This window comes from Terrabacter sp. RAF57 (assembly GCF_052113925.1).
Lineage (GTDB): Bacteria > Actinomycetota > Actinomycetes > Actinomycetales > Dermatophilaceae > Terrabacter.
The window spans coordinates 48554-70600 of the sequence record NZ_JBFRDT010000011.1 but is presented as its reverse complement, the minus strand read 5'-3'; the positions used below and the strand labels follow the sequence as shown (position 1 = coordinate 70600).

The window sequence follows — 22047 nt, the reverse complement described above, 5'->3', positions numbered from 1 at the left end:
AGTAAGGTACTGACATGACGGTTAGTCCCACCCTGCGTCGGCACTTCCCCGACGGCGTCTTCGCCTCCGACTGCCCCAGCCGCGTGGTACTGGACCACGTGACGAGCAAGTGGGGCACACTCGTCATCCTCGCCCTCGCCGAGGGCGATCCGCTGCGGTGGAGCGAGCTGCGCCGTCGCGCCGAAGGCGTCAGCGAGAAGATGCTCGCCCAGACCCTGCGCATGCTCGAGGCCGACGGGCTCGTCCACCGGGACGCCCGGCCGGTCGTCCCGCCGCACGTCGAGTACACCCTCACCGCACGTGGCGGCGAGCTCGCCGAGCGGATGGTGCCGCTCATGGACTGGATCGCCGACCACGCGCCCGCGATCGTCGGCGACGCCGAGGCGGCCGCCGCTACACGTTGAGCCGGTAGCCCCGTCGCACCACGGTCTGCACGAGGTGACGGTCGGGCAGCGCTGACCGGAGCCGGCTCACGGCCATGTCGAGCGCGTGCTCGTTCTCGGCCTCGGGCAGCTCGTCGAGGAGCCGCTCGCGGCTCAGCACCACGCCCGGCTCGGACATCAGGGCGGCGAGCATCGCCCGCGGCCCGCGGGCCAGGGTCACCGTCTCGCCGCCGAAGGTCACGACCCGCCCGTGCACGACGAGCGGACCCAGCGCGGTCTGGACCTCGGCGACGCCGTGGAGCGTCAGGTGCTCGACGACGGTGCGGATGAGCGCGCCCATCCGGAAGCGGTCGGGCACGATCGGTGTCACCCCGAGGTCGAGCAGCGGCGCCGCCGTCACCGGTCCGACCGCAGCGGCCGTGACGCCGCACCGCAGGGCATCGACGAGCACGCCGTCCATGCCGAGCTGCGCTGCGGCAGAGACGAGTCCGTCGACGGCCGGCGCCGACGTGAAGGTGACGACGTCGACCTCACGGGCCGCAACGGCCGCGACGAGACGTCCCAGCCGGCTCTCGTCGGTCGGCCGCACCCAGCGGTAGGGCGCCACGGTCAGCACCGTCGCCCCGGCCGACCGGAGCCGTTCGAGCTGCTCGACGTCCTCGTGGCCGTGCAGCTGCACGGCCACCCGCCTCCCGACGACGCCGCCCTCGAGGGCTAGCCCGACGGTCGACGCGGTCCGCTCGTCGTCGGCGATGCCGTCGTCGACGTGGCCCGCCGCCCGCACGGCGCCGCGCGCCTTGGGTCCGCGGACGATGACGCGGGCGTGGTCGAGGGTTCGCGCCAGGTCCTCACCGAGGCCGGCCGCATCGGCCGCCTCGATCCAGCGCCGGAAGCCGTAGGCCGTCGTGACGATGACGACGTCGGGGCGGCAGTCGATGACGGCGCGCGTGTCACCGATGAGGATCTCGTCCTCCTCGACGGGGGCGATCCGCACGGCCGGCGCGTGCAGCACCTCGGCGCCGCGGCGCACGAAGGCGTCGATGAGGTCTCCCGACCGCCGGTCGGACGTCACGGCGATCCGGAAGCCGTCGAGCACCGGACCGGTGGGGTCCACGCGCACGGCGTCGGGATCGGGTCCCGTCAGCTCGGCCGACCACGCCGTGGGCGGGTGGCTGCGCCGCGCTGCCCCGGCTTCTCGCGTGGACGAGACGCCCGGCTCGCTCACGCGACGACGTCCATCGCGAGGCCGTCGGCGCCCCGGGACCCCACGCGACGCGCCCAGACCTCGGCCTGGCGCACGACCTCGCCGACGACGATGACCGACGGCGACGACGCCCCGGCCCGGACGACGAGGTCGGGCAGCGTGGCTAGGGTCCCGACGATGCTGCGCTGGTCGGGGGTGAAACCGCGCTCGACGACGGCAGCCGGGGTGTCTGCGGCGAGTCCGGCCCGGGCCAGCGCCGTCGTCAGCGGGACGAGGTTGTGCATCCCCATGAGGAAGACGACGGTTCCCCCGAGTCCCGCGAGCGCGCTCGCCTGCTCGGGCTCGAGCGGCACGTGGCCGGACACGACGGTGAAGGCGTGGCTGACACCGCGGTGGGTCACCGGTATGCCGGCACTCCCCGGCACGCCGACGGCGGACGAGACCCCGGGGACGACCGTCACGGGCAGCCCCGCCTCGACGGCCGCCGCGACCTCCTCGCCGCCCCGGCCGAAGACATAGGGGTCGCCACCCTTGAGCCGCACGACCGTGAGGCCGGCGAGGGCGCGCGCGACCATGATCCGCTCGATCTCGTTTTGGGGCACTGCGTGGTGCCCCGGCCGCTTGCCCACGTCGACGACCTCCGCCCCCGGGGCGAGGCGGGCGACGTCACCGACCTCGGCGAGCCGGTCGGCGAGCACGACGTCGGCCTCCGCGAGGGCGCGGATCCCGGCGAGCGTCAGCAGCTCGAGACCCCCGGGACCCGCCCCCACGAGGACGACCCGGCCCCGGGGCGCATCCGGGACCGGCTCGGTCACGACGGGGCACCGTCCCGCGAGCGCGTCACGGACCGAGCCCCAGCCGGCTCCGGGCCCGACGAGCACCGCGAGCCGCGCACGTGCGCACACCTCGTCCGTCACGTCCCCCGGCGAGGCGGCGACCGTGACCACGGCACCGGCCCGTTCGTGACGACGCACGACGGGGGCGGTGAGGCCCGGAGGCCCCACGACGAGCACGGGCAGTCCCGTCAGGTCGGTCTCGATCAGCACGGCGGCCTCCCGTCGCAGCTCGTGGTCCACGTCGGCTCCCACGGTAGGAAGCGTGTGTTTCGTCCGCGTTTCCATCCCGCGATGCCCCGGTAACGGCGGACTCACCCGGGCGTATGCGTCCCGTGCGGTCGCCCGACCGGGTCCCGTCACGCGTCCCCCCGAAGCCCACGCTCCGACCCGACGTGACACCGACCTGACAGAGTGAGCCCATGACCAGCCCCGTGCCCGCACCTGCGCCCGTGCTCGTGGCGGTGGCGCACGGCACGTCGTCGGCCGCCGGCCGGTCGGCCATCGGCAGCCTCGTCGCGGCGGTCGCCGCGCGGCGCCCGGACCTCACCGTCCGTGCGGCGTTCGTCGACGTGCAGCCCCCGGACCCTGCCGCCGTGCTGTCGTCCCTGCACGACGACGCGCCCGCCCGGCTGGTGCCGCTGCTCCTGTCGGCCGGCTACCACGTCTACGTCGACCTCGCCGAGGCCGCCGAGCGAGTGCCCGGCACCACGGTCGCACCGGCCCTCGGCCCCGACGACCGCCTCGCCGACCTGCTGCGCGACCGGCTCGTGGCGGCCGGGCTGCGGGACGACGACGACGTCGTGCTCGGTGCCGCCGGGTCGTCGCAGGCCTCGGCGGTCGCCGACTGCGAGCGCGTCGCCGCCGCGCTCGCCCGGCGCCTGGGGCGACCCGTCGTAGCCGGCTACCTGTCGGCCGCCGAGCCGAAGCTCGCCGAGGCCGTTGCGGCACAACGCGTTCCGGGGCGTCGCGTGGTCGTCGCCACCTACCTTCTCGCGCCCGGTTTCTTCGCCGACCTCGCCGGCAGGTCCGGCGCGGACGTCGTCACCCCACCGCTCCTGCTGCCCCACGAACCCGCGCCCGAGGCCCTCGTCGACGTCGTCGTCGAGCGCTACCTCAGCTGACGAGCGCCCAGGCGCCCCAGGCCGCGAACAACCCGAGTGCCACGTTGACGGCGATGTTGCCGACGGCGTCACGGCGACGGTTCTCGAGCCACAGCTCCACCGTGTCGGCCGCGAGCGTCGACAGGGTCGACAGGCCGCCGCAGAAGCCACCGATGAGGACGAGCGACCACGTCGGCCCCAGCTCGACCCGGTCGGCCACGACCGCTCCACCGACCACCGACGCCACGACGTTGGCGGCGAGCACACCGAAGGGTAGCGGACGCTTCGTCAGCGTCCGCACGAGCCACGTCCGCAGGAGGGCGCCGATCGAGCCGGCTCCCACGGCGAGCGCCCAGCCCCACCACGCGACCGCGCTCACGCGGTCTCCCTGTCACCCTCGGTGAGCAGGCCACCCAGCCACATGCCCAGGGCCGCCGCGGCCACCCCGAGGACGATGCTCGTCAGCAGGCCGAGCGCGACGGCATACCCGGGGGTGCCGTCGACGAAGGCGATGCTGAGCGCCGAGAAGGACGTCAGCGAGCCGAGGCCGCCCGAGGCGAGCATCGAGCGCAGTCGGGGCCGCACGGGAAGCCGGACGAGCACCCCGAGCAGGAAGGCGCCGACGACGTTGATGACGCTGATCCGCGGGTCCCAGCCGGCCGCGCCGCTGCCGCCCATCGTCAGGAGCAGCCGGAGCAGCGTGCCCACGGCGCCGCCGAGGGCCACTGCGAACGGGTGCATGGCGCCAGTCTCTCAGCCCGGGCACGGCTGTCCGCGCGAGGCCACGGTCCGGGCGAGCCGCGACCCGACCGTGCTGAGCCGTCCCGACTGCTCGGGCGTCCTCAGCGGATCGGCAGGCCGAGACCGTGCGCTGCCGCCGCTGCCACGTCGGCAGGAAGGACCGGGCCGTACGTCGCGTCGACCGGCCCCGACCCGGCACCGACGGACGGGCTGCCGAACCAGTGACCCCAGCCCATCCCGTGCAGCGGCTGCGGAACGCCCGGCGTGACGAGCGGTCGACCGCCGTCCGGGCCCCACCCGACGAGGACCTGCGACCACCCGGCGGCAGACGCGGCGTGCAGCGTGGGTCGACCCCCGTGACCACGCCCGTGACCTTCCCCGTGGCCACCCGTGTGACCGCCCGCGGGCGCCACAGCACCACCGCCACCGCCGACGCCGTCGTGCGACCCTCCGGCCGCGGAGCTTCCGCTCGAGCGGTGCTGGAGGTCGGCGTTGTCGTGCAGGCGTCGCGACAGCCGGTCGAACTCCGTGCTGATGCGCGTGAGGTCGTGCTCGACCCGCCGCCACCGCTCGACGAGGTGTTGCAGGTCCGGCCCCTGCCAGGCCCGCTGCATCGTCGACACCGCTCGCTGCCCACGCGCGCGGACGACGTCGACGTCACGGCCGAACGACGCCATCCGGCCCGCCGAGTCGCGGAGCGCGTCGACGTCAGCACCTTTCGAGAACACAGATCTCCCCTTCACCCCTGCACACCGGGCCCATCCTCACCTGCCGGCGCATCCCCGTGCAATGGGGAGTCCTCCCCGGTTCGAGGGCATACTCGGAGCGTCCCGCCCACCGCCCGAGAAGGTATGCCGCTGAGCCCGCCACGTCGCTACCTCACCCTCGCGTCCCCGGCCTCCGCCGAGCTCGAGGTGAAGCGGTCGCGCTTCGTGTGCGACGTCGCGCCGGTGCCGTCCGAGGAGGACGCCCGGGCGTTCGTCGAGACGGTGCGGTCGGTCACGCGGGACGCGCGGCACCACTGCACGGCGTTCGTCCTGGGGCCCGACGGTGGCACGCAGCGCAGCAACGACGACGGCGAGCCGTCGGGCACGGCCGGCGCGCCGATGCTCGACGTGCTGTGCGGACAGGGCCTGACCGAGGTCGTCGCCGTCGTGACCCGGTGGTTCGGTGGCACTTTGCTCGGCACGGGAGGCCTGATCCGCGCGTACGGGGACGCCGTCTCCGCCGCCGTCGACGCTGCGACCGTGGTGGCGTACGCGCGGCGCGACGGGCTCGTCGTCACGGTGGGCAGCGCCGACGCGCCCCGCGTCGAGAACGCCTTGCGGGGCCACCCGGGCTGCGCCGTCACCTCGACGACGTGGGGCGCGACCGGGCTCGTCCTCGACGTCGCGGTCGAGCCCGGCACCGGGGACTCCGTGCGCGGGCTCGTCGGCGCGCTCACCGCAGGCGCCGGAGAGGTCACCGGCGGACCCGGGTCGTGGGTCCGGGTCCCGACGCGGTAGTCCTCCCCTCCCGGTCGCCTCGGTCCCCGCCGGTCCCACCGGCAGGCGACGGACGCGTGAGAGCATGCCTGCATGGCCTTCCACATCGCCAACGATCCCGCCGCGGACCAGGTCCTCGACGAGCACCCTTTCGCCATCGTCGTGGGGATGATGCTCGACCAGCAGTACGGCATGGAGCACGCGTTCCGCGGCGGCTACAAGGTGCTGAGCCGCTTCGGCACGCTCGACCCCGCCGCGATCGCCGCAGCGGACCCCGCGGAGTTCAAGGCCATGGCGAGCACCCCTCCGGCGATCCACCGTTTCCCCGGCTCGATGGCGGCCCGGCTGCAGGATCTCGCTGCCCTCGTCGAGGACCGCTACGACGGCGACGTGACCCGGCTCTGGACCGAGGCGACGACGGGAAAGGAGCTGTTCAAGCGGGTCCAGGAGCTGCCGGGCTTCGGCAAGCAGAAGGCACAGATCTTCGTGGCGCTGCTCGCCAAGCAGCTCGGGGTCCGGCCGGAGGGCTGGGAGGCCGTCGCCGGTGACTACGCTCTCGACGGCTACCGCTCGGTCGCCGACGTCGTCGACGGCGACTCCCTTCTCAAGGTGCGGGAGTTCAAGCAGGCCAAGAAGGCCGAGGCGAAGGCCAAGCAGGACGCCTGAGCCACACCACGCTTCGTACGTATGCCGCTGGGCTCGCTTCTCGTGGAAGCGAGCCCAGCGGCATACGGCGTCTCGGACGAGAGCTGACCGGGAACTGACGGGGTCAGTCGGCGAGGAAGCCGAGCAGGTCGGCCCGGGTCAGCACACCGATCGGCTTGCCGTCCTCGACGACGAGGATCGCGTCGGACTCCTCGAGCTCCTTGCGGGCCGCCGAGACGGGTGAGCCGGCGCCGACGAGGGGCAGGCCCTTCTCCATGTGCTTCTCGACGGAGTCGGCGAGGTGCGCCTGACCGGTGAAGAGCGCTGCGAGCAGGGCCCGCTCGCTGACGGAACCCGCGACCTCGCCGGACATGACGGGCGGCTCGGCCTTGACGACCGGCATCTGCGAGACGCCGTACTCGCGCAGGATCTGCACGGCGTCGCGGATCGTCTCGTTGGGGTGGGTGTGCACGAGGGCCGGCATGTCACCGGACTTGCCGTGGAGCACGGACCCGACCGTCGCCTCGGTGTGGTCGTTGAGGAAGCCGTAGGAGTGCATCCACTCGTCGTTGAAGATCTTGCTCATGTAGCCGCGGCCGGAGTCGGGCAGCAGCACGACCATGACGGCGTCCTCGGGCAGGTCCTTCGCGGCACGCAGCGCGGCCACGACGGCCATGCCGCACGAGCCACCGACGAGCAGGCCCTCCTCGCGGGCGAGTCGGCGGGTCATCTCGAAGGAGTCGGCGTCGCTGACGGCGATGACGTCGTCGACGACGGACGGGTCGTAGGCGCCCGGCCAGAAGTCCTCACCGACGCCCTCGACGAGGTAGGGGCGGCCCGTGCCGCCGGAGTAGACGGAGCCCTCCGGGTCGGCCGCGATGATGCGCACGGCGCCGTCGCTGACCTCCTTGAGGTACTTGCCGGTGCCGCTGATCGTGCCGCCCGTGCCCGCGCCCGCGACGAAGTGCGTGATGCGCCCGTCGGTGTCGCGCCAGATCTCGGGTCCGGTCGTCAGGTAGTGGCTGTTCGGACCCTCGGGGTTGTAGTACTGGTTCGGCTTCCACGCGCCGTCGATCTCGCGGACGAGGCGGTCGGAGACGGAGTAGTAGGAGTCGGGGTGCTCGGGCTCGACGGCCGTCGGGCAGACGACGACCTCGGCGCCGTAGGCCTTGAGCACGTCGCGCTTGTCCTGGCTCACCTTGTCGGGGCAGACGAACACGCAGTGGTAGCCGCGGCGCTGCGCCACGAGGGCCAGACCGACTCCGGTGTTGCCGCTCGTCGGCTCGACGATGGTGCCGCCGGGCTTCAGCAGGCCGTCCCGCTCAGCGGCCTCGACCATGCGCAGGGCGATGCGGTCCTTCACCGAGCCGCCGGGGTTGAAGTACTCGACCTTCGCCAGCACCGTGCACCTCACCCCCGCGTCCGCGACGACGGAGCCGAGCTTGACCAGGGGCGTGTTGCCGACGAGGTCGGCGACGTTCTCTGCGTACTTCACGCGTCCATCCTAGGAGGGCCGTCCCACGGTCCGAGACACGCGGGTGCCCGCCACCGCGCCGGCAGGACGTGCGAAGCGGCACGGAGCGTCCGGCCCGGGCGTTACCGTGGTGGACCCGGTCGAGCATCTCGACCCGGCAGAGGAAGGGGGTCCGGCATGGGGCGTGCACGACGCGCGCGCAAGATCGCCCAGGCGGCCGCCTACGGCGGTGGGATGGGGGTCGCCGGTCTCGGCGCGCTCGGAGCCCTCGGCTACGGCATCCTGCGCGGCGAGGCGATGATGGCCCGGAGGATCGTGGGCCAGCACTTCGAGGGCGCACCGTCCGACAGCGGCACCTACGGGTCCGGCCCGGGGACGCCGGTGCGGTTCCTCGTGCTCGGCGACTCGACCGGGGTCGGGATGGGCGCCGAACACCCTCACCAGACGGTCGGGGCGACGATCGCGAGCGGCATCGCCGCCTTCAGCGGCCGCCCTGTCGAGCTGACCAACGTCGCCGTCATCGGCGCCGAGTCGACCGGCCTCGACGAGCAGCTCGAGCGCGGCCTCGCGGCCGTCCCCCAGCCCGACGTCGCCGTCATCATGGTCGGCGCCAACGACGTGACCCACCGCATTGACCGCTCGATCGCCGTGCGCCACCTCGAGATGGCCGTGTGCGGCCTACGGGAGGCCGGGGCCGAGGTCGTCGTCGGCACGTGCCCCGACCTCGGCGCCATCCAGCCCGTGCCCCAGCCGCTGCGCCTGCTCGCCCGCCGCTGGTCGCGTGACCTCGCAGCGGCCCAGACCGTCGCTGTCGTCGAGGCCGGCGGACGCGCCGTGTCGATCGGCGACCTGCTCAGCGAGGCGTTCTCGGCCGAGCCGCACGTCATGTTCAGCAAGGACCGCTTCCACCCGAGCCCGGCCGGCTACGCCCGCGTCGCCGCCGCCCTGCTCCCGACGGTGAGCGCGGCGCTCGACCTCTTCGGCGAGGGCAGTGCCCCCACCGAGCCCAACCTGCGGCGCGGCGAGAGCGTCGGGCCGCTGGCCGTGGCCGCGACCAAGGCGGTGACCCAGCCGGGCACCGAGGTGGCTCCGGCCGAGGTGGGCGGCCAAGCGCGCGGGGCCCACGGACGCTGGGCCGTGCTGCTGCACCGCATCCGCCCCACCGTGCCCGGCGACCCGACCGCGCCGGATGCTGGGCCATCCGGGACGGCATACGGCCTCGGTGACCTGGACCCGGCCCCGTCGGACGTCACCGACCGGACGGACTCGGCCGACCACTCCGGCGGCACCGACGAGCGGCCGGCCGGCGGGCGCGCCGAGGACCCCGTCCTGCACTGACCGGGACATGCCGAAGGGGCCGCCCGCTGATGCGGACGGCCCCCTCGCAGGGTGGACGAGGTCAGCTGATCTTCATGATCTGACTGGCGTCGGGCGCCTTGATGCCGAGGTCGGCGTTCCACTGCGAGAAGTCGAGCTGACCGGGGCTGGCCTTGGAGCCGGTGAAGCGCACGACCTCGAACTTGTCCTTCGAGACGTAGAGCGCGCCCTCCGACTTGCCCTTCTTGTCGGTGAGGACCCAGCAGTCCACGCCGCCGACGTTCTCGCTCGCGACGTCGGTGGCCAGCTGCTGGGGCGTGACCGCGCCAAAGGCCTTCTGGAGGAAGCTGTTGAGGCTGAGGCTCTGGGTCATCGACCCGGCCGAGGACGGCGCCTTGATGAACTTGTCGCCGGCGTTCTGCACCGACGCCGGAGCACCCTGCTTCTTCCAGAAGGTCGCGTCGCCCTGGATGTAGACGGCGTCGCCGACGGAGATGACGCGCGCCTTGCCGTCGCCCTCCAGCTCGATGGCGATGTCGGCGGTCTTGCCGTCGCTCGTGCCCTTGAAGTCGATCTTGATCGTCTTGCCACTCTGGTCGACTTGGCCGACGAAGGCGCCCGACGTCGCGGCGAGCGCGTTCGTCTTGGCCTTGTCGAGGATCTCCGACGCCTCGGGCGCGTCGCTGGCGGCCGACGTGGACGAGCTCGCCGAGGCGGCGGGCGTCGACGCACTCGAGCTGGTGGAGCCGGTGGCGGGCGTCTCGGACTTCGAACACGCGGCGGCGCCGAGGCTGATCGCGATCGCGCCGGACACGGCGACGACGCGGGTCGTGAAGGTCTTCATGGTGGGCGTGCCCCCTGATCGTCGGAGGGTCCGGCGTGAGCGTCCGGACCCGGCCGGCGCGTGGAGGCGCCGACAACTCATCCACCCTAGCGGTCGCCCAGGCGGACCTCGGAGTCGTACCCGCTCGGCGGGAGGCGTCCTCGAAGCGCCCTGGCGGGGCGGAGCTGACCGGGCGTACGCGTGGGGTGGGCGAGACGCACGTCATGGCCGGTGGCCTGTCCAACCGGTGCGAGGACGTCCTACCATCGTGGGGACTGAGCAAGCGCTTAGTCGCCCGTCGCACCGCCGCGCGGGCCGTCGATGCTGCACCAGGAGATCTCCCGTGACCGAAGCCGTCATCGTCTCGACCGCCCGCTCGCCGTTCGGCCGGGCCTTCAAGGGCTCGCTCAAGGAGGTCCGTCCCGACGACCTTGCCGCGACCGTCATCCAGGCCGCGCTCGACAAGGTGCCCGCCCTCGACAAGCGCCTCGTCGAGGACCTCTACCTCGGCTGCGCCGAGCCCTCGGGCCGGCACGGCTCCAACATGGCCAAGGTCGTCGCCACGCTCCTCGACCTCGACGCCACCCCGGCCGCGACGATCAACCGCTTCTGCGCCTCCTCGGCCCAGACGACACGGATGGCCTTCCACGCGATCAAGGCCGGCGAGGGCGACATCTTCGTCTCTGCCGGTGTCGAGTGCGTCTCGCAGTACACCGACTGGGCCGGCGCCGGTGGCGCCAAGGAGGACCAGCAGAACGGCCGCTTCGCCGACGCCCAGGCCCGCACCAAGCGCATCGCCGAGACCAACGAGACGTGGACCGACCCCCGCGAGGAGGGCCTGCTCCCCGACATCTACATCGCGATGGGCCAGACGGCCGAGAACGTCGCGACGGCCTACGGCATCTCGCGCGAGCGCCAGGACGAGTGGGGCGTCACGAGCCAGAACCGCGCCGAAGCCGCCATCGGGCGCGGGTTCTTCGACTGGGAGATCACGCCGGTCACGACGCCCGAGGGCACCGTCGTGAGCAAGGACGACGGCCCCCGCGCCGGCGTCACCCTCGAGGCCGTCCAGGGACTCAACCCCGTCTTCCGGCAGGAAGGCACGGTCACGGCCGGCAACTGCTGCCCCCTCAACGACGGCGCCGCGGCGCTCGTCATCATGAGCGACACCAAGGCCAAGGAGCTCGGCCTCGAGCCGCTCGCCCGCGTCGTCTCGACGGCCGCGACGGGCCTCTCCCCCGAGATCATGGGCCTCGGTCCGGTCGAGGCGACGAACCTCGCGCTCAAGCGGGCCGGACTGTCGATCGGCGACATCGACCTCTACGAGATCAACGAGGCCTTCGCCGCGCAGGTCATCGGGTCGGCCGACCAGATCGGCATGGACTACGACAAGCTCAACGTCAACGGCGGTGCCATCGCGATCGGCCACCCGTTCGGCGCCACCGGAGCCCGCATCACCGGCACGCTCATCAACGCGCTCCGCGAGTGGGGGCACCGCCCCCGGGGGGACGGGGCCCACTCGACGTTCGGGGCCGGGGAAGGTGCTCGACTAGAGGCAACGGCGTATGCCGGCAAGCTCGTCCGCGACGTCGGACGGGTCGGCGTCTGGCTCGGCCCGGAAGAGGTCGAGGACCATGACGGCCAGCTGGTCCATGACGACGGCCGGCCCGAGCTCGGGCACCGGCTGCGCGTCGACGCCACGGGACCCGGCCACCCGGTCGGCGAGCGTCTGGACGAGGGCCCGGACGGACGGCATACGCGAAAGCGCGTGGTCGAGCGGTAGCTGGTGCCACCGCTCGACCACGCGCCGGAGCTCGTCGGACACCTCGTGCGGGGTCGGCGAACCCACGCTCTGAGGTGTCACGAGCGCGTCAGTCGCGCAGACGCGCGAAGAGACGGACGAACTCGATGTAGAGCCAGACGATCGAGACGATGAGGCCGTGGGCGAGCAGCCACGAGTACTTCTTCGGGGCGCCCATCTGGACCGCACGGTCGATCGAGTCGAAGTCGACGGCGAGGGAGTACGACGCGAGGCCGACACCGAGGATCGACAGGCCGATGCCGAGCGGGCCGCTGGCGCCGAAGCCCCAGCCGTGGATGACGCCGGTCATGAGCAGCACGACCTGCAGCAGCGAGAAGAGGCCGTAGCCGACGATCGCGAAGAAGAACATCCGGCGCGTCTTGTCGTTGACCTTGACGAAGCCGGTCGCGTAGCCGACGTACATGGCCACGAAGACGCAGAGCGTGGCGAGGACGGCCATCTGCACGACGCCGTCGTAGTCCGGGATCGCCGCGATGTACTGGCTGAAGGCGCCGAGGAAGGCGCCCTGGAGCACGGCGTAGACCATGAGCAGCGGCACCGAGACCTTCTTCATGAAGGCGATGACGAAGCCGAGGATCAGCGTGCCGAACATACCGCCGAGCCAGAACGGCAGCGTCATGTCGGTGTTGGCCTCGGTCCAGAACCACGACACGAAGGCCACGGCGATCGTGACGACGAAGAGCGTGATGCTCTTGACGACGACGTCGTCGACCGTGACGCGACCGGTGTCGGCCGGGCCGGCCGGCGGCTGCGCGTACATCTCGTTGAGCTGCTGCGCCGTCATCGCGTCCTGGCCCGCGTAACCGGTCGTCGCAGCCTGGGTGCCCTGCTGCGCCTGCTGTGGGCTGCCCTGCGGCGAGCCGAAGCCGGCGTAGCGCTCCTTCTCGATCTGCTTGTTGAGCCGGTCGAAGACCGGGTTTCCACCTGCCATGTGAGTGCGCTCCTAAAAGCACTGGGTGCCACGACCCGCGACTGGGCGTGGCGACTGTCCCCAAGAGTAAGCGAACGCACCGCACCGGAAGGTTCCCGCGCGCGAGAAGTGCTCGCCCGACACGGGATCGTGACGCGCCCCGCGGTGACCCCGGCGACCCGGCACGACGGCATACTGGGGACCCCGCCCCCGTGGCCCAATCGGCAGAGGCAGGCGACTTAAAATCGCCACAGGTGAGGGTTCGAGTCCCTCCGGGGGTACGTCACGGGCGTCGGCTGTCCCGGCACGGTTCGGTAACGCCACGCTCACGCCTTGGCGTGGCACGCCACGCACGCGCCCGCTCCGCCTAGACTGGCCGTCGAGACCGAGGTCCAGGGGCCCTTCCGATGCGCTCCTTCTCGACCTGTACCGCACCTCGAGTGCGAACCCCTCACCACACGAAGGAGCAGCGGGTGCTGGAGCATCGTGTCGCCGGCGCGACGACCGCTGCTCCGCCGCGCGCGGCCTGGGTCGTCGACCCGCGCGTCGTCGACTTCGGTGACCGCCTCTCCGCCGCGCTCCGGCGCACGTGGGCCGACCCGATGGTCCGGCGCGGCACGCTCGGCACGACCCTCGTGGCCGCCGGCTCCGTCAGCCCCGCCTTCCTGCCCGCCGACACCTTCGAGCTTCCCGCCTCGCCGCTCATCGAGCGCTTCGGCCTCGTGTGGCTCGGCTCAGGCGCCGGACGGGTCCTCACGACGATCCTGCTCGCCGTCGGCATGGCCCTGCTCGTCGACGCGTGGCTGCGGATGCGCCCCGTGCACGGCCGCAAGGCCCCGTCGATGGCCTGGCTCTTCTGGAGCCTGCCGATCATGCTCGCGCCGCCGCTCTTCAGCCGCGACGCCTACAGCTACGCCGCGCAGGGACAGATCGTCCTGCGCGGGATGGACCCGTATGCCGTGGGGCCGTTCTGGGTGCCCGGCCCCTTCGCCGACCAGGTCGACCCGATGTGGATCGACACGCCGGCGCCCTACGGTCCGCTCGCACTGCAGGTCCAGCACCTCGTCGTCAGCATCTTCCCGGAGAACGCCTACGTCTCGGCCCTGGCCATGCGCGTGCCGGCGCTCCTCGCGGTCGGGCTGCTCGCCTACGCCCTGCCGCGCCTCGCTGAGCGCTACGGCGTCAGCGGTCGGCACGCCCTCTGGCTCGGCGTGCTCAACCCGCTCGTCCTCATGCACTTCGTCGGCGGAGGCCACGGCGACGCCGTCATGGTCGCCCTCGTGACCTTCGCCCTGCTCCTCGCGAGCCGCGGCCAGTTCGTCGTTGCGGCCGTGACGATCGCCGCGGCCGCCGCCTACAAGCAGACGGCCGTCCTCGCGCTCATCGGCGTCGTCGGCATGGCCCTGCAGGCGCAGACCGATCTGGAGCCCGGAGCTCCCGCACGGCTCAAGGCGATGGTCCGGCACGGCCTCGTCTACGGCGGCGTCACCGCGGCCGCCTTCACGGCGATCACCGCGGTCTCCGGTCTGGGCTGGGGCTGGATCCCCAACCTCTCCGTGCCCGTGTCGCTGCGCTCGATGCTCTCCCCGCCGACGTTCGTCGGCAGCGTCGTCGAGTGGCTGCTGAGGCTCGCCGGCATGCCCGAGAGCGTGACCTCGGCGCCCGTCCCCATCGCCCAGACGATCGGGCTGCTCCTGGGTCTGGCCGCCATCGCATGGATCACCTGGCGCGTCGCGCCGCGCAACCCGGTGCTCGCCACGGCCGGAGCCCTGCTCGTGCTCTGCGCCTCGGGTCCGGTCATCCACCCGTGGTACCTCCTCTGGGGAGGGCTGCTCCTCGCCGCCGTGCGCCTCTCGGCGAAGCACGTGCGCGCCGTCGTCTTCGTGACACTCTTCTTCGTCACCTACGGCGTCGTCGACGCGACGGTCTCCAACGGCACGTGGGCGCTCGGCGTCTCGGCCGCGCTCTGGATGGCGGCCCGCCTGCGCGCCAACCGCCGTCGCGTGCACGAGCAGGCCGACGAGCCCTTCCTCGCTGCCGCGCTCCCCCGCCGCTGAACCCCGGTCAGGCGTCGGTCAGCCGCGCCGGGCTGCGCTGAGGGCGATGCCGTCGAGGATGTCGTGCTCGGACGTGACGACCTCGGTGACGCCTGCACGGTCGACGACCCGCTCGACGATGCGGCGCCACACGAGCGCACCGGCGCCGATGACGTCGACGCGTCCCGGGTGCATGTGGGGCAGCTCGGCGCGCCGCGCGCGCGGCATCGCCAGCAGGTCGTCGCAGGCGGCGACGATGTCGGCCGGGGTGGAGCGGGCCAGGTGGATCCGCACGGCGTCGTATGCCGGCAGGCGCAGCAGGTGCGCCGTGATCGTCGTGACGCTGCCGGCCAGACCGACGAGCGTCGCGACGCCCTCGAGCGGGACGACGGACTCCGCGACGTCCAGTGCGGCGTCGATGTCCCGGGTGGCAGCGGCGACCTCGTCGTCGGTGGCGGGGTCGGTCACGAGGTGTCGCTCGGTCATCCGGACGCAGCCGATGTCGACCGAGCGTGCGGCCTCGACGTGGTCGGTGCCGCGGACGAGCTCGGTCGAGCCGCCGCCGAGGTCGACGACGAGGTAAGGACCGGAGACACCTTGGGCCGCCAGGCCACCCGTGGCGCCGGCGAACGACAGTGCGGCCTCCTCGTCACCGGAGACGACCTCCGGCGAGACCTCGGAGCCGTAGTGATCGACGAAGGCCGCGCGCACACCTTCGATGAAGTCCGAGGCGTTGCGCGCGTCGCGGGACGCCGAGGTGGCGACGAAGCGCACGTGCACGGCGCCCAGCTCACGGCACGAGGCGGCATACTCCCGCGTGACGGCGAGCGTGCGCTCCATCGACTCGGGGGCGATGACACCGGTGCGGTCCACGCCGTGGCCGAGGCGGACGATCTCCATCCGGCGCAGCACGTCGGTGAGCGCCCCCGTCAGCGGGTCGACGTCGGCGACGAGCAGACGGATCGAGTTGGTGCCGCAGTCGATCGCGCCGACGCGGACGATCCGGTCACTCACCGGGGGCTCCCTCGACGCCGGCGTCCTCGGCCGCGTGCAGGGCCGCGCACGACGTCGGCAGCCACCAGTCGTCGAGCATCGCGAGGGCCTCGTCGCCGAGCGGGTTGACGCCCGGACCGGCCGCCAGGGAGTGTCCGACAAGGACATGGAGGCACTTGACGCGGGTCGGCATGCCACCGGCCGAGATGCCGTGGATCTCGGGCACGTCTCCGAGCTCGGCCCGCTGCGCGAGGTAGTGCTCGTGCGCCCTCGCGTAGGCGGCGGCGAGCCCCTCGTCGTGGGCGAGCCGCTCGGTCATCTCCTTCATGACCCCGGCCGTCTCGAGGGTGCTCACCGCGCCGGTGAGGCGCGGGCACGTCGCGTAGTACGTCGTCGGGAACGGAGTGCCGTCGGGCAGGCGGGGTTCGGTGCGCAGGACGTCGGGCTCCCCGCACGGGCAGCGGTGGGCCACCTCGGCCACGCCGCGCGGGCGGCGACCGAGCTGGCGCTCGACGGTGTCGAGGTCGGCGACCTCGGCGTGGTGGGCGCCGGCGACGGCCGGTGCGGACGGACGGGAGGGGTCGCTCACGCGGGACTCACTTCTCGGGCTCTCAGGGGCGCCGGGGGGGTGCCGTGGGTGACGACGAGGTCACTTGGGGCGGTTGACCCCGGCGGTGGGTCGGTCGGCGATCTGGATGGACTGCCACACCTTGCCGTACCACGGCGATGCGGCGTTGGCCATGGGCGCGGCGACGACGGGGCGCTCCGCAGCGGGAGCGCTCGCCTCGTTGCTCGACGGGTCGATGACGGTGTAGGCGCGGTCGCCGACCCGCACGAACTTGAGGCGTTCGCGGGCCTGGACCTCGATGTAGGCGGGGTCCTTCCACAGCGCCGCCTCGCGCTCGAGCCGGGCCACGGTGTCCCGCTGGGCGGCGACCTTGTCCTGCATGGCCGCGGCGTCGCCCCGCTGCTGGACGAGGGATCGGAGGGTGGGCACGATGGTCACGGCGAGCATGACGAGGATGCCGAGCAGGATGGCACCGCGCACCCAGGCCGTCGAGGCCGACGGCGGGGCCGTCTGCGGGGTGCGGGGCCGGGCCGCCAGGGCCGGGCGCTCCTTGCCGGCTCCGGGACGGCTCGCGCGCGCAGCCCCCGGACGGGACTGACCCGGCCGGGTGGCTGACGAGCGGCTCGCGCCCGCACGGCTGGTCGACCGGGCCGAGGACGGGCGACCGGTGGACGTCGACCCCGACGTCCCGGTACCGGCCCCCGGCTTCGACGTGGCCTTCGGACCGGGCTTCGGACCGGGCTTCGGACCGGGCTTCGGACCGGGCTTCGCGCCGGGGGCCTGCCGGGGGGAGGCCGGTCGCGCGCCACCACCCGAGCGGCCCGTCGACGACGGGCGGCCCGGGCGGGACGGCGTGCGGTCGGCCACGAGGTCAGCCCTCGGCGCCGAAGCGGCTCGCGTCGAAGCGCGGGAAGGCGCCCGTGCCGGCGTAGACGGCGGCGTCGTCGAGCTCCTCCTCGATGCGCAGCAGCTGGTTGTACTTCGCGACGCGCTCGGAGCGGGCCGGGGCACCGGTCTTGATCTGGCCGCAGTTGGTGGCGACGGCGAGGTCGGCGATCGTGACGTCCTCGGTCTCACCGGAACGGTGGCTCATCATGCAGCGGTAGCCGTTGCTCTGCGCCAGCGTCACGGCGTCGAGCGTCTCGGTGAGCGTGCCGATCTGGTTGACCTTGACGAGCAGCGCGTTGGCCGTGCCGGTCGAGATGCCTCGCCCGAGTCGCTCGGGGTTGGTGACGAAGAGGTCGTCGCCGACGATCTGCACCTTGGAGCCGAGCAGGTCGGTCATGGACTTCCAGCCGTCCCAGTCCTCCTCGTTGAGGGGGTCCTCGATGGAGACGAGCGGGTAGGCCTCGACGAGCTCGGCGTAGTAGGCGATCATCTCGTCGGCCGACTTGCTCGCGCCCTCGAAGGCGTAGGAGCCGTCCTCGAAGAACTCGGACGCCGCGACGTCGAGCGCGAGGGCGATGTCACGGCCCGGCTCGTAGCCGGCGGCCTTGATCGCCTCGAGGATGAGGTCGAGGGCGGCACGGTTGGACTCGAGGTTCGGGGCGAAGCCGCCCTCGTCGCCGAGGCCGGTCGCGAGACCGCGCTCGTGCAGGACCTTCTTGAGCGCGTGGTAGACCTCGGCGCCCCAGCGCACGGCCTCGCGGAAGGTGGGCGCGCCCACGGGCGCGATCATGAACTCCTGGATGTCGACGTTGGAGTCGGCGTGCGACCCACCGTTGAGGATGTTCATCATCGGGACCGGGAGCACGTGGGCGTTCGGGCCACCGACGTAGCGGAAGAGCGGCAGGCCGGCCGACTCGGCGGCGGCGTGCGCGACGGCGAGCGAGACGCCGAGGATCGCGTTGGCGCCGAGGTTCTCCTTGTTGGCGGAGCCGTCGAGCGCCATCATCTCGGCGTCGATGAGGCGCTGCTCGCTCGCGTCGAAGCCGACGAGGCGCGGGTTGATCTCCTCGATGACCGCGTCGACGGCCTGCTCGACGCCCTTGCCGAGGTAGCGGCCCTTGTCGCCGTCACGCCGCTCGGACGCCTCGAAGGCCCCGGTCGAGGCGCCCGACGGGACGGCCGCGCGAGCGAACGTGCCGTCGTCGAGACGGATCTCGACCTCGACGGTGGGGTTGCCGCGCGAGTCCAGGATCTCGCGGGCGCCAATCTCCTCAATGCTGGCCACTTGGCTCTCCTGTGCTGGTGCTGCTCATGGGTGCTCATGGGGTGCTCGGCGCGGACGAGTCGCAGCGCTGCGAACCCCCCGCGCACCGAGCACAGGTGCTGGGGACGAGCCTAGCCCGTGGGGTCTCCGGGCCGGTGGAGCGACCCGGCATACGGGCAGGTGGAAGGGCACGTGGGGCAGACCGGGACGTATCGGGCACGGGGACAAACCGGGGTCCTTCCGCCCAAACATTTTTACTACTTCCTTACCAAAGGCTGACCGGGAGAAGGCATACTCACAACTAGCCATCCGGGGGGGTGGAGCTGGTCGTGAATAGGGCACCAGTGGGTGCCGGGGGTGGGGTGTTGTCATGGGTCAACCCATGCGCGAGTCGGGGGTTGTTCTACTGAATGTGAGCGCGCGTCCGGTGACGCAGCCGCTCAGCGAGAGGGGCCGGGGGCAGCGTCTGCTGCAGCTCGGGATCGCCGGTGGTGACCTGGTCATCATCACGGCGGCGACGGCGCTGGCGGCCGTCGGACGCACGAGTCTCGACGTCTTCAACGCCGCGAACGACGTCAACCAGGTCGCCCAGTCGGTCGGCCTGTGGATCGTCGCCGCGTGGATGGTCGCCAACCTCGCGCTCGGGACGTACACGAGCAGCCACCTGGGGGTGGGCACGATCGAGTACGCCCGGGTGTGCAGCGCGGCCGGCCTCACGGCCGGGGCCATCGGGATCCTCAGCTACCTGACGAAGTTCAACCTCTCGCGAGGCTTCTTCGTGCTGATCTTCGCGATCGGGGTCCCGCTCGTGCTGCTCTGGCGGTGGTACGCCCGCCGGCTCGTCCACCGGGCCCACGCCCACGGCCACCTGCTGACCCGGGTGCTCATCTCGGGCTCGGCCTCACACGTCGACGACGTCGCCGCGGTGCTCGAGCGCGAGACGTGGCTCGGCTACCGCATCGTCGGCGCGCTGACGCCCTCGTCGCACCCGACCGCGGCGACCCCGCGCGGGGTGCCGGTCGTCGGGAACACCGGGCAGACCGCGGAGTCGGTCATCGCCGAGAAGGCCGACATGGTCGTCTTCACCGAGGGCGCGTTCCCCTCGGCCGTCGACTTCCGCCGCATCGCGTGGGACCTCGAGGGCCACCACGTGCAGATGGCGGTCGTCCCCAGCCTCAGCGACATCAGCTCGGGGCGGATGGCGATGCGCCCGGTCGGCGGACTGCCCCTCGTCCACGTCGAGCAGCCGCAGAGCCTGGGCGCCTCACGTGGCCTCAAGCGCGCCTTCGACTTCGCCGGAGCGACGCTCCTGCTGCTCGTCGCGGCGCCCCTGATGATCCTCGTCGCGATCGCCACCAAGCTCCAGGACGGCGGACCGATCCTCTTCCGGCAGACCCGCGTCGGCCGCGACGGCGAGCTCTTCGAGTGCCTCAAGTTCCGCAGCATGGTCATCGACGCCGAGGCCAAGCTCTCCGGCATCTCGCACCTGAACCAGAACGCCGACGGCGTCCTCTTCAAGGCCCAGGCCGACCCGCGCATCACCCGGGTCGGCGCGTTCATCCGCCGCTACTCCATCGACGAGCTGCCCCAGCTGATCAACGTCGTCAACGGCGACATGAGCCTCGTCGGCCCCCGACCCGCCCTCCCGGCCGAGGTCCGTCGCTACGTGCCCGACGTCCAGCGCCGCCTCCACGTCAGACCCGGCGTGACCGGCCTCTGGCAGGTCTCCGGACGCAGCGACCTGTCCTGGGAGGACACCGTGCGCCTCGACCTCTACTACGTCGACAACTGGTCCATCGTCCAGGACCTGTCCATCATGGCCAAGACCATCCACGCCGTCTTCGCCTCGCGCGGCGCCTACTGACGCGCATCCTCAGCCCGGTGAGGGCCGCGCCACCGCACCCCGGTGACGTGGCCCTCACCATTCGTCCCGCTTGGGCCGGCACGACCCCGAGGGCGTATGCCGTCCGGCCGGCTCAGGCGTCGGCGTCGGGGTGCGTGCTGGCCGCGCTCGCGGCCTCCAGAGCGCGCAGGGTCTCGCGGAGGGCGGCCTCCGCGTCGATGCCCTCGGCCCGTGCCGTGCGGACGAGGTCGAGCAGCTGCGCACCGAGCCCCCCGCCGGCGACGGCGGCGTCGACGAGGTCCTCGCGGCCCGCGCGACGCAGCCGGGAGACGTACTTCTCGGCCCGGGCGAGGGCCGGCAGCGAGCTCGGGACGCCCTCGACCGGGTGGGTGCGGTGCTGCTTCTCGTCGGCCTTGATCGACTCCCAGTTGGCCTCGACGGCGTCGGCCGTGTCGGCCTCGACGTCGGCGAAGACGTGCGGGTGTCGCCGGACGAGCTTGTCGACGAGACCGCCGGCGACGTCGTCGATGTCGAACGGCTCGCTCGGGTGCTCCTGCGCCACGCGGGACTGGAACGCGATCTGCAGCAGCAGGTCGCCGAGCTCCTCCTGCATGTGCGACGGATCGCCGCTCTCGATGGCCTCGATGGCCTCGTGCGCCTCCTCGAGGAGGTACGGCACGAGCGAGTCGTGGGTCTGCTTCGCGTCCCAGGGGCAGCCACCGGGCGACCGGAGCCGGTCCATGACGGCGACGACGTCGAGCAGCCGGGCACCGGGCACGTCGAACGAACCGATGAGCAGCTCTACCTCGGGTGGCTCGGGCAGCCGGGTCACCTCGACCGCGACGGCGTCGCTGAGGCCGGGGTCACCGTCGGACGAGCCGACCCACACGACGTCACCCACCTCGGAGGCGGTGACGAGGTCGCGCGCGAGGTCGGCCGGGTGACCGTCCTCGCGGGGACGCACCGCGATGCCGGCCTCGACGAGCGCAGCGACCTGCGGCTCGTCGGGACGGCCCCACACGGCATACGCCCGCTCGAGGCTCTGCCACGCCTCACGGGTCAGCAGACCCGGGGCGATGCGTGGGGTCGTGACGAGCAGGACGACGCGGGCAGTCACGACGCAGGGCTGCGGAGGTCTACTGGGCCGGGGCCGTGGCGGGGGCGGTGGCCGGGGCGGTGTTGCCGCCCGGCTTGACCCAGTTGGGCGTCTGCTGACCGATGGTGAAGTAGACGGGCCCCTCGGCGGACTGCACGACGGAGCCGTACTTGGGGTTGACGCTGATGTCGGCCTTCTTGAGGTCGGCGCGGTAGGCGGCGACGTCGGCGGGCGTCATCTTCTGCGACTGGATGAGGGCGACCGCCGCGACGAACTCCTTCGTCGTGTCGGTGGCGTCGGGGATGGAGGAGATGACCGAGGCGTACGTCTCGTCGGGCTTCCAGCTGCCGGACTTGCCGACGACGTCCTTGAGCAGCGGCGCCGCGACGAGGGCGGTGACGACGATGTTCTCGGCGAAGTCGAGCTTGGCCGCCTTGAGCTGGTCGTACGTCTCACGCACGTCGGACTCGTGGATGACCTCGCCGTTGACGACGGCGGCGGCCTGCTGGCGCGTCTCGAAACCGCACCCGCCGAGCAGCGACACGGCGCCGAGCGCGGCGATGCCGACGACGGCCACGCGCTTCGCGGGTTGAGCAGACCAAGCCTTCACTGATTTCCTC

Annotated in this window: 21 protein-coding genes, 1 tRNA gene and 1 pseudogene; 9 read left to right on the top strand and 14 right to left on the bottom strand. The window is 72.5% G+C overall.

The genetic code is table 11. The features are described from left to right. The first annotated feature begins 14 nt into the window (after window positions 1-14). On the top strand, window positions 15-404 hold the full coding sequence (locus AB4Y83_RS13650) for a winged helix-turn-helix transcriptional regulator (RefSeq protein ID WP_056826742.1): 390 nt from the start codon (window positions 15-17) through the stop codon (window positions 402-404). Here AB4Y83_RS13650 and AB4Y83_RS13645 read toward each other — a convergent pair. Both AB4Y83_RS13645 and cobA read right to left on the bottom strand, forming a co-directional pair. Then, window positions 394-1608, bottom strand: a complete 1215-nt coding sequence (locus tag AB4Y83_RS13645) for a uroporphyrinogen-III synthase (protein WP_442297205.1) — start codon at window positions 1606-1608, stop codon at window positions 394-396. The two genes, AB4Y83_RS13650 and AB4Y83_RS13645, sit on opposite strands and share 11 nt — an antisense overlap. Continuing rightward, a complete protein-coding gene (cobA, locus tag AB4Y83_RS13640) occupies window positions 1605-2675 on the bottom strand; it encodes a uroporphyrinogen-III C-methyltransferase (RefSeq protein WP_442297204.1) in 1071 nt (356 codons plus the stop codon). The genes AB4Y83_RS13645 and cobA overlap by 4 nt, the downstream gene beginning before the upstream one ends. Window positions 2676-2842: 167 nt before the next feature. On the opposite strand from cobA, the gene AB4Y83_RS13635 reads away from it, so the two are divergent. Next, on the top strand, window positions 2843-3544 hold the full coding sequence (locus AB4Y83_RS13635) for a sirohydrochlorin chelatase (RefSeq protein ID WP_442297203.1): 702 nt from the start codon (window positions 2843-2845) through the stop codon (window positions 3542-3544). On the opposite strand, the gene AB4Y83_RS13630 is transcribed toward AB4Y83_RS13635, so the two are convergent. From AB4Y83_RS13630 to AB4Y83_RS13620, 3 genes are all read right to left on the bottom strand, one after another. After that, entirely contained in the window at window positions 3537-3902 is a 366-nt protein-coding gene (locus AB4Y83_RS13630; protein ID WP_056778062.1) for a fluoride efflux transporter FluC, read from the bottom strand. The two genes, AB4Y83_RS13635 and AB4Y83_RS13630, sit on opposite strands and share 8 nt — an antisense overlap. Next, window positions 3899-4264: a fluoride efflux transporter FluC gene (locus AB4Y83_RS13625; RefSeq protein ID WP_056778059.1), complete on the bottom strand. Its 366-nt coding sequence runs from the start codon at window positions 4262-4264 to the stop codon at window positions 3899-3901. The genes AB4Y83_RS13630 and AB4Y83_RS13625 overlap by 4 nt, the downstream gene beginning before the upstream one ends. A 101-nt stretch (window positions 4265-4365) precedes the next feature. After that, window positions 4366-4992 (bottom strand): WXG100 family type VII secretion target, encoded by a 627-nt coding sequence (locus tag AB4Y83_RS13620; protein ID WP_442297202.1) that lies wholly within the window; start codon window positions 4990-4992, stop codon window positions 4366-4368. A gap of 123 nt (window positions 4993-5115) precedes the next feature. Here AB4Y83_RS13620 and AB4Y83_RS13615 point away from each other — a divergent pair, with 123 nt between their 5' ends. Next, window positions 5116-5769: an IMPACT family protein gene (locus AB4Y83_RS13615; RefSeq protein WP_442297201.1), complete on the top strand. Its 654-nt coding sequence runs from the start codon at window positions 5116-5118 to the stop codon at window positions 5767-5769. Window positions 5770-5841: 72 nt separating this feature from the next. Then, a complete protein-coding gene (locus tag AB4Y83_RS13610; RefSeq protein WP_442297200.1) occupies window positions 5842-6414 on the top strand; it encodes an HhH-GPD-type base excision DNA repair protein in 573 nt (190 codons plus the stop codon). A gap of 103 nt (window positions 6415-6517) precedes the next feature. Here the strand turns inward: AB4Y83_RS13610 and AB4Y83_RS13605 are convergent, their stop codons facing one another. Then, on the bottom strand, window positions 6518-7888 hold the full coding sequence (locus AB4Y83_RS13605) for a cystathionine beta-synthase (protein ID WP_056778051.1): 1371 nt from the start codon (window positions 7886-7888) through the stop codon (window positions 6518-6520). A gap of 156 nt (window positions 7889-8044) precedes the next feature. Here AB4Y83_RS13605 and AB4Y83_RS13600 point away from each other — a divergent pair, with 156 nt between their 5' ends. Next, window positions 8045-9205, top strand: a complete 1161-nt coding sequence (locus AB4Y83_RS13600; RefSeq protein ID WP_442273818.1) for an SGNH/GDSL hydrolase family protein — start codon at window positions 8045-8047, stop codon at window positions 9203-9205. A 61-nt stretch (window positions 9206-9266) separates the two neighbouring features. On the opposite strand, the gene AB4Y83_RS13595 is transcribed toward AB4Y83_RS13600, so the two are convergent. Continuing rightward, window positions 9267-10028 (bottom strand): hypothetical protein, encoded by a 762-nt coding sequence (locus AB4Y83_RS13595; protein ID WP_442297199.1) that lies wholly within the window; start codon window positions 10026-10028, stop codon window positions 9267-9269. 322 nt (window positions 10029-10350) lie between these two features. Between AB4Y83_RS13595 and AB4Y83_RS13590 the strand changes: the two are divergent. Continuing rightward, window positions 10351-11493 (top strand): annotated as a pseudogene (locus AB4Y83_RS13590) (acetyl-CoA C-acetyltransferase); the annotation flags it as partial. A 385-nt stretch (window positions 11494-11878) separates the two neighbouring features. Here AB4Y83_RS13590 and AB4Y83_RS13585 read toward each other — a convergent pair. Beyond that, window positions 11879-12760, bottom strand: coding sequence for a Bax inhibitor-1/YccA family protein (locus tag AB4Y83_RS13585; RefSeq protein WP_442273814.1), 882 nt, complete (start codon window positions 12758-12760; stop codon window positions 11879-11881). Window positions 12761-12945: 185 nt separating this feature from the next. Here AB4Y83_RS13585 and AB4Y83_RS13580 point away from each other — a divergent pair. Together AB4Y83_RS13580 and mptB are read left to right on the top strand one after the other, a co-directional pair. Next, window positions 12946-13020: transfer RNA gene (locus AB4Y83_RS13580), tRNA-Leu, on the top strand. 192 nt (window positions 13021-13212) lie between these two features. Then, on the top strand, window positions 13213-14796 hold the full coding sequence (gene mptB / locus AB4Y83_RS13575) for a polyprenol phosphomannose-dependent alpha 1,6 mannosyltransferase MptB (RefSeq protein ID WP_056778036.1): 1584 nt from the start codon (window positions 13213-13215) through the stop codon (window positions 14794-14796). 18 nt (window positions 14797-14814) lie between these two features. Here mptB and AB4Y83_RS13570 read toward each other — a convergent pair whose 3' ends face one another. The 4 genes from AB4Y83_RS13570 to eno all read right to left on the bottom strand — a co-directional run bounded on the left by AB4Y83_RS13570 (window position 14815) and on the right by eno (window position 18509). Next, complete coding sequence (locus AB4Y83_RS13570) at window positions 14815-15789, bottom strand: Ppx/GppA phosphatase family protein (RefSeq protein ID WP_442297198.1); 975 nt, start codon at window positions 15787-15789, stop codon at window positions 14815-14817. Beyond that, window positions 15782-16357, bottom strand: coding sequence for a DUF501 domain-containing protein (locus AB4Y83_RS13565; RefSeq protein ID WP_442297197.1), 576 nt, complete (start codon window positions 16355-16357; stop codon window positions 15782-15784). The genes AB4Y83_RS13570 and AB4Y83_RS13565 overlap by 8 nt, the downstream gene beginning before the upstream one ends. A 60-nt stretch (window positions 16358-16417) precedes the next feature. Further along, window positions 16418-16816 carry an FtsB family cell division protein gene (locus AB4Y83_RS13560; protein WP_442297196.1) on the bottom strand — a complete coding sequence of 133 codons (399 nt, stop codon included), beginning with the start codon at window positions 16814-16816 and terminating at the stop codon, window positions 16418-16420. Window positions 16817-17207: 391 nt separating this feature from the next. Then, window positions 17208-18509 carry a phosphopyruvate hydratase gene (gene eno / locus AB4Y83_RS13555; protein WP_020144939.1) on the bottom strand — a complete coding sequence of 434 codons (1302 nt, stop codon included), beginning with the start codon at window positions 18507-18509 and terminating at the stop codon, window positions 17208-17210. 406 nt (window positions 18510-18915) lie between these two features. Between eno and AB4Y83_RS13550 the strand changes: the two genes are divergently transcribed. After that, the gene (locus tag AB4Y83_RS13550; RefSeq protein WP_442273810.1) at window positions 18916-20352 is read left to right on the top strand and encodes a sugar transferase; all 1437 of its coding nucleotides are present in this window, start codon (window positions 18916-18918) and stop codon (window positions 20350-20352) included. 112 nt (window positions 20353-20464) lie between these two features. Here the strand turns inward: AB4Y83_RS13550 and AB4Y83_RS13545 are convergent, their stop codons facing one another. Both AB4Y83_RS13545 and AB4Y83_RS13540 read right to left on the bottom strand, forming a co-directional pair. After that, complete coding sequence (locus AB4Y83_RS13545) at window positions 20465-21448, bottom strand: MazG family protein (protein ID WP_442297195.1); 984 nt, start codon at window positions 21446-21448, stop codon at window positions 20465-20467. A gap of 19 nt (window positions 21449-21467) precedes the next feature. Continuing rightward, window positions 21468-22037, bottom strand: coding sequence for a hypothetical protein (locus tag AB4Y83_RS13540; protein ID WP_442297194.1), 570 nt, complete (start codon window positions 22035-22037; stop codon window positions 21468-21470). Between the last annotated feature and the right edge of the window lie 10 nt (window positions 22038-22047).

Coding starts and splice junctions, on each gene's coding strand:
- AB4Y83_RS13650 (WP_056826742.1), top strand. CDS start 15: ATGACGGTTAGTCCCACCCTGCGTCGGCACTTCCCCGACGGCGTCTTC.
- AB4Y83_RS13635 (WP_442297203.1), top strand. CDS start 2,843: ATGACCAGCCCCGTGCCCGCACCTGCGCCCGTGCTCGTGGCGGTGGCG.
- AB4Y83_RS13625 (WP_056778059.1), bottom strand. CDS start 4,264: ATGCACCCGTTCGCAGTGGCCCTCGGCGGCGCCGTGGGCACGCTGCTC.
- AB4Y83_RS13615 (WP_442297201.1), top strand. CDS start 5,116: ATGCCGCTGAGCCCGCCACGTCGCTACCTCACCCTCGCGTCCCCGGCC.
- AB4Y83_RS13610 (WP_442297200.1), top strand. CDS start 5,842: ATGGCCTTCCACATCGCCAACGATCCCGCCGCGGACCAGGTCCTCGAC.
- AB4Y83_RS13600 (WP_442273818.1), top strand. CDS start 8,045: ATGGGGCGTGCACGACGCGCGCGCAAGATCGCCCAGGCGGCCGCCTAC.
- AB4Y83_RS13595 (WP_442297199.1), bottom strand. CDS start 10,028: ATGAAGACCTTCACGACCCGCGTCGTCGCCGTGTCCGGCGCGATCGCG.
- AB4Y83_RS13585 (WP_442273814.1), bottom strand. CDS start 12,760: ATGGCAGGTGGAAACCCGGTCTTCGACCGGCTCAACAAGCAGATCGAG.